Source organism: Faecalitalea cylindroides ATCC 27803 (genome assembly GCF_000469305.1).
Lineage (GTDB): Bacteria > Bacillota_I > Bacilli_A > Erysipelotrichales > Erysipelotrichaceae > Faecalitalea > Faecalitalea cylindroides.
In genome coordinates, this window is record NZ_KI270953.1 from 1 (window position 1) to 4,889 (window position 4,889).

Sequence of the window (4,889 nt, forward strand, 5' to 3'; positions counted from 1 at the left end):
GTATGAATGAAATGGGGAAATAATAATATGACCAGATGACATTCATTGTCGCCTGGTCTTTTTTTGTTTGCATAGTAGGCATATTTTTGATACATTTTATAAAGAGTATTGGAGTTGGATTCATATGAAAAAAATTATTTCTGTCATTACAAGTCTTTTTTTATTCTTAGGTCTTTGTGGGTGTTCAAAAAATACGTCTGTTACGCTTAAAGAAGACGTTATTTTTCGATTGGAAGATGTTATGAAGATCCAAAATAAAGAATCGAATTCAATATACTATTACTATATGGCCATCATCGAAAATAACTCTGATTCTAGTTATGATACCTCACTTTTATCTTATTCATTGACCGATGATAAAGATGAAAATATCAATGCGATCGATCGCTATATGTCTACACCATCAAGTACCATTGCCAGTAATGAATCAACCTATGTTTATGGATATGTAGGTTTCCCAAATAATAATCAAAAAGATATTGGTTTCTATTTTCCTAAAACTGAGGATTTCTTATCCTTTAATGCAGCTGATGTAAGAGAAGCCGATAATACACAAATTCAAGAGCAGGGAAAAGAAAAATTCACTTTATTTGAAGATAGAGCCATGGCAATCGAAGTAGATGCATCAAAAACAAAAGCTGATTTTTCAAACGGAACCACAAAGCTTTCAAATCTTCAAATCACGTATATAAATAAAACCGATCACAACATTGTAATTCCATATCTAGAACCGCATGGTATCTTAAATGGTCTTGATCTCACTCAATATAGTGATAAAGGAGATTTCTCTGGGATGTCTTTAGAGGATTATAAAAAGATTGACTTTTCAAACGATGGACTTGCTCCAAAGACAGAAGATTATGAAGGAACAGCCACAGGATATATAGTTTATTTTCTTGAACCACAAAAGGAAATGACATGTAATATTGAATTTACTTTTGAAAATGTTGGAATCGATTTTTCAGACAAAGATACAAATGTATTCACGATCAATTTGATCTCCAATAGCTTTGGAAGTACGACTACATTTGAAATTTCATATTAGCTAGGAGATTAATTATGCGAATTGTTGTTAAAGTAGGAACATCAACCCTTGCCCATGAAACAGGCAGGTTGAATATCCGTCATATTGAAAAATTAGTAAAAGTACTTAGTGATCTTAAAAATAGTAGACACGAGATTATTCTTGTTTCCAGCGGTGCAATTGGAATGGGTGTCGGGAAATTAATGTTAGCCAATCGTCCTAATGATATGCCAACTAAACAGGCGGCCGCAGCGATTGGACAATGTGAATTGATGTATACATATGACAAGTTATTTAGTGAGTATAATCATACGGTTGCCCAGATCTTATTGACAAAAGAAGATGTCGAGCAGGAATCAAGAAGAGTAAATTTTCAAAATACCTTATACCGTTTATTAGAACTAAATGCCTTACCAATCGTTAATGAAAATGATACGATTTCTACCAGTGAGATTTCCGTTGGTGATAATGATACACTAGGTGCTATTGTATCTTGTTGCATAAAAGCTGATTTATTGATCCTTTTAAGTGATATCGATGGTCTATATACAGATGATCCGCATCAAAATAAAGATGCCAAATTAATTCCAATCGTACAAAACTTGGATGAAGATATCATGCATCTAGGAAAAGATAAAGGATCTATGTTAGGTACTGGTGGTATGGTTACCAAGCTGCAGGCAGCCAAGATCGTTACAGATCATGGTATCGATATGATCATCTGCCATGGTTCAAAACCTGAAAACCTTTATGATATCCTGGAAGGAAAACGAATTGGAACATACTTTATGGGAAAGGCAGTGAAATCATGAATACACAAGAGATATTGATTCAAGCAAAACGTGAAAGCAATAAAGCTCCTTACTCAACAGAAGAAAAAAACACTGCCTTGAGAGCAATGGCAAAAGCTTTAATTGATCATACAGATGACATTTTATCGAAGAATAAAATCGACATTGAAAATGCCAAAAATAAAATTTCAGAAGTTATGCTCGATCGTTTGTATCTAGATGCATCCAGAATACAAGATATGGCTAAGGGAATCTTAGATGTGTCTAAATTACCAGATCCAACTGGAAGAATTCTCTCTACCCATACATTAGAGAATGGACTTATTGTGAATAAGATTTCCGTACCAATGGGAGTAATAGCCATAATCTATGAAAGTCGTCCAAACGTTACAAGCGATGCAGCTGCTTTAACCATCAAGGCGGGAAGTGTATGTATCCTTCGAAGCGGAAAAGAAGCTTGGAACAGCGCGAATGCGATCGTAAAAGCTTTGCAGGAAGGGCTTGAAAATGTTGGTATGAGTAAAAATCGCATACATTTGATTGAAGATACAACAAGACAGAGTTCTTATGATCTTATGAAAGCAAACGGATATGTCGATCTTTTGATTCCTCGCGGAGGAAAAGGTTTGATTCAATCTGTCATTCAAAATGCGACCGTTCCATGCATTGAAACTGGTACTGGTATTTGTCATATCTATGTAGATAAAGATGCCAATTTAGATAAGGCAGTCAAAATCATCGAAAATGCAAAGACACAAAGACCAAGTGTTTGCAATGCAGAAGAAGTTTGTCTTGTCCATAAAGATATTGCCCAGGATTTCTTACCAAAGCTTAAAGAAGTATTGGTAGAACAGAGAAAAGCTCAAGATAAAATACCTGTTGAATTACGTTTGGATCCAATTGCTCATCAAATTATTGATGGAACACTAGCAACCGATGAGGATTTTGATACTGAATTTTTAGATTATATATTAGCTATTAAAGTAGTGGATTCTATTGAGGAAGCTATAGAACATATTCAAGAACACTCAACACATCATAGTGATGCGATCATTTCTGAAAATGAACAAGCACAAACCAAATTTTCCAGTACGATCGATAGTGCGGCCGTTTATATTAATGCGAGTACACGTTTTACAGATGGAGGCGTTTTTGGTCTAGGATGTGAAATGGGAATCAGTACTCAGAAACTTCACGCAAGAGGTCCTATGGGACTGGAAGAATTGTGTACATATAAATATATTATCAAAGGAAATGGACAGATTAGAGAATAGAGAAGGGAAGGATAAAAAATCTAAAAATCTAACATTACCTTAAACTGTATTGAGTATCAAACGAGAAAGAGGAGAGATTATGAAGACAAAAAATGAAAAAGCATCCGTTTTTGAGCTAAATGGGATTCCATCGCTTAAAGAAGCATTTCCATTAGCATTACAGCATGTTGTTGCGATGATCGTTGGTTGTGTAACTCCAGCCATCATCATTTCACAAGTTGCAGGACTTGGTGTCCATGATCAAGTTATTTTTGTGCAGGCAGCCTTGGTCATTGCCGGTATCTCAACATTGATCCAATTGTTTCCAATTGGTCGCAAGATTGGATCTGGACTTCCTGTGATCATGGGGGTAAGCTTTGCTTATCTTCCAAGCATGCAGGCAATTGCCGGCACCTATGATATTGCGACAATATTGGGAGCTCAGCTTATTGGTGGTATTGCAGCTATCTTGGTTGGAATCTTTATTAAAAAATTGCGTAAATTATTCCCGCCAATCGTAACAGGGACTGTTGTATTTACGATAGGATTATCGTTATATCCTACAGCCGTAAATTATATGGCTGGAGGTGCTTCTTCAGCAAATTATGGTTCATGGCAGAATTGGTTAATAGCCTTTATTGTTCTTGCAATCGTAACTGGATTAAACCATTTTGCCAAGGGAATCTGGAAACTATCTTCAATTTTAATCGGTATCATTGCCGGATATATAATCGCAGCATGTTTTGGCATGATTGATTTTTCATCCGTTACACAAGCTTCAATGTTCCAGGTACCTCAATTTATGCATTTTGGTATGAAATTCGAATTCTCTGCCATTTTAACATTTGTTATTTTATTCACAATTAATTCGATTCAAGCTATAGGGGATTTTTCTGCAACAACATCTGGTGGTCTTGATCGTCAACCTACTGATGATGAATTACAAGGCGGAATCGTTGCCTATGGTATAACTAACATTCTTGGATCTTTCTTTGGTGGTCTTCCAACAGCAACTTTCTCACAGAATGTTGGTATCGTTGCGACAACTAAAGTTGTAAACCGTTGCGTATTAGGACTTGCTGCTTGTATTATATTGATTGCTGGTTTTGTACCGGTTATCTCAGCGTTACTAACAACAATTCCTCAATGTGTTTTAGGTGGTGCTACGATCTCAGTATTTGCTTCAATTGCGATGACAGGTATGAAGCTAATTGCATCTCAACCTTTGGATTATCGTAATACATCAATCGTAGGTCTTGCGGTTGCACTTGGTATGGGTGTTACGCAAGCTTCCGCTTCATTAGAAACATTCCCATTATGGGTATCAACTGTATTTGGTAAGTCTCCAGTAGTTCTTGCGACCATTACCGCAATTATACTTAACTTAATATTACCAAAACCAAAAGACAGATAAATCGCTTCAAATTAGGTCGTAACGATACGACCTTTTTTATATGAATTCATTTTAAGACAAAGTATCGTAAACTTAAAACAATCACGATCTTCTAATTTGCATCGAAAACCGAAAAAATGAACAACTGGTCGTCTCGATGCAAATGAGTTAGAAGAGTAAATTGGTATTGAAGCCTTTCAAACGATAAAAGATGATCGTATGTAATTCATAAATTAGGGGAATTAAAAAAATACATTACTAAAGGTAATTGAGCCCCTTCAAAAGTGCTTTATATAAAGGAGAATTCGATCTCCTAAAAATAAACTTCCAAAAAATTACATAATATACATTATACGAAGTATTCAGTAAAGGATGCCGCTAAGCATCCTTCGTTTTGGTTTAAGTTCATAGAAATCATATAAATAGTG

At 35.5% G+C, this 4,889-nt stretch carries 4 protein-coding genes; all 4 read left to right on the forward strand.

The features are described 5' to 3' along the window. Positions 1-124 precede the first annotated feature (124 nt). The 4 genes from HMPREF0367_RS00605 to HMPREF0367_RS00620 all read left to right on the forward strand — a co-directional run bounded on the left by HMPREF0367_RS00605 (position 125) and on the right by HMPREF0367_RS00620 (position 4,482). Entirely contained in the window at positions 125-1,045 is a 921-nt protein-coding gene (locus tag HMPREF0367_RS00605; protein WP_015535224.1) for a hypothetical protein, read from the forward strand. A 14-nt stretch (positions 1,046-1,059) separates the two neighbouring features. Next, positions 1,060-1,836: a glutamate 5-kinase gene (proB, locus tag HMPREF0367_RS00610; RefSeq protein ID WP_035400127.1), complete on the forward strand. Its 777-nt coding sequence runs from the start codon at positions 1,060-1,062 to the stop codon at positions 1,834-1,836. Continuing rightward, entirely contained in the window at positions 1,833-3,089 is a 1,257-nt protein-coding gene (locus tag HMPREF0367_RS00615; RefSeq protein ID WP_022356314.1) for a glutamate-5-semialdehyde dehydrogenase, read from the forward strand. The genes proB and HMPREF0367_RS00615 overlap by 4 nt, the downstream gene beginning before the upstream one ends. A 79-nt stretch (positions 3,090-3,168) precedes the next feature. Continuing rightward, complete coding sequence (locus HMPREF0367_RS00620; protein ID WP_035400133.1) at positions 3,169-4,482, forward strand: uracil-xanthine permease family protein; 1,314 nt, start codon at positions 3,169-3,171, stop codon at positions 4,480-4,482. Positions 4,483-4,889: the final 407 nt, after the last annotated feature.

What these genes read in the sequence shown, in the direction of transcription:
- HMPREF0367_RS00605 (WP_015535224.1), top strand. Translation starts at nt 125, where the DNA reads ATGAAAAAAATTATTTCTGTCATTACAAGTCTTTTTTTATTCTTAGGT.
- proB (WP_035400127.1), top strand. Translation starts at nt 1,060, where the DNA reads ATGCGAATTGTTGTTAAAGTAGGAACATCAACCCTTGCCCATGAAACA.
- HMPREF0367_RS00615 (WP_022356314.1), top strand. Translation starts at nt 1,833, where the DNA reads ATGAATACACAAGAGATATTGATTCAAGCAAAACGTGAAAGCAATAAA.
- HMPREF0367_RS00620 (WP_035400133.1), top strand. Translation starts at nt 3,169, where the DNA reads ATGAAGACAAAAAATGAAAAAGCATCCGTTTTTGAGCTAAATGGGATT.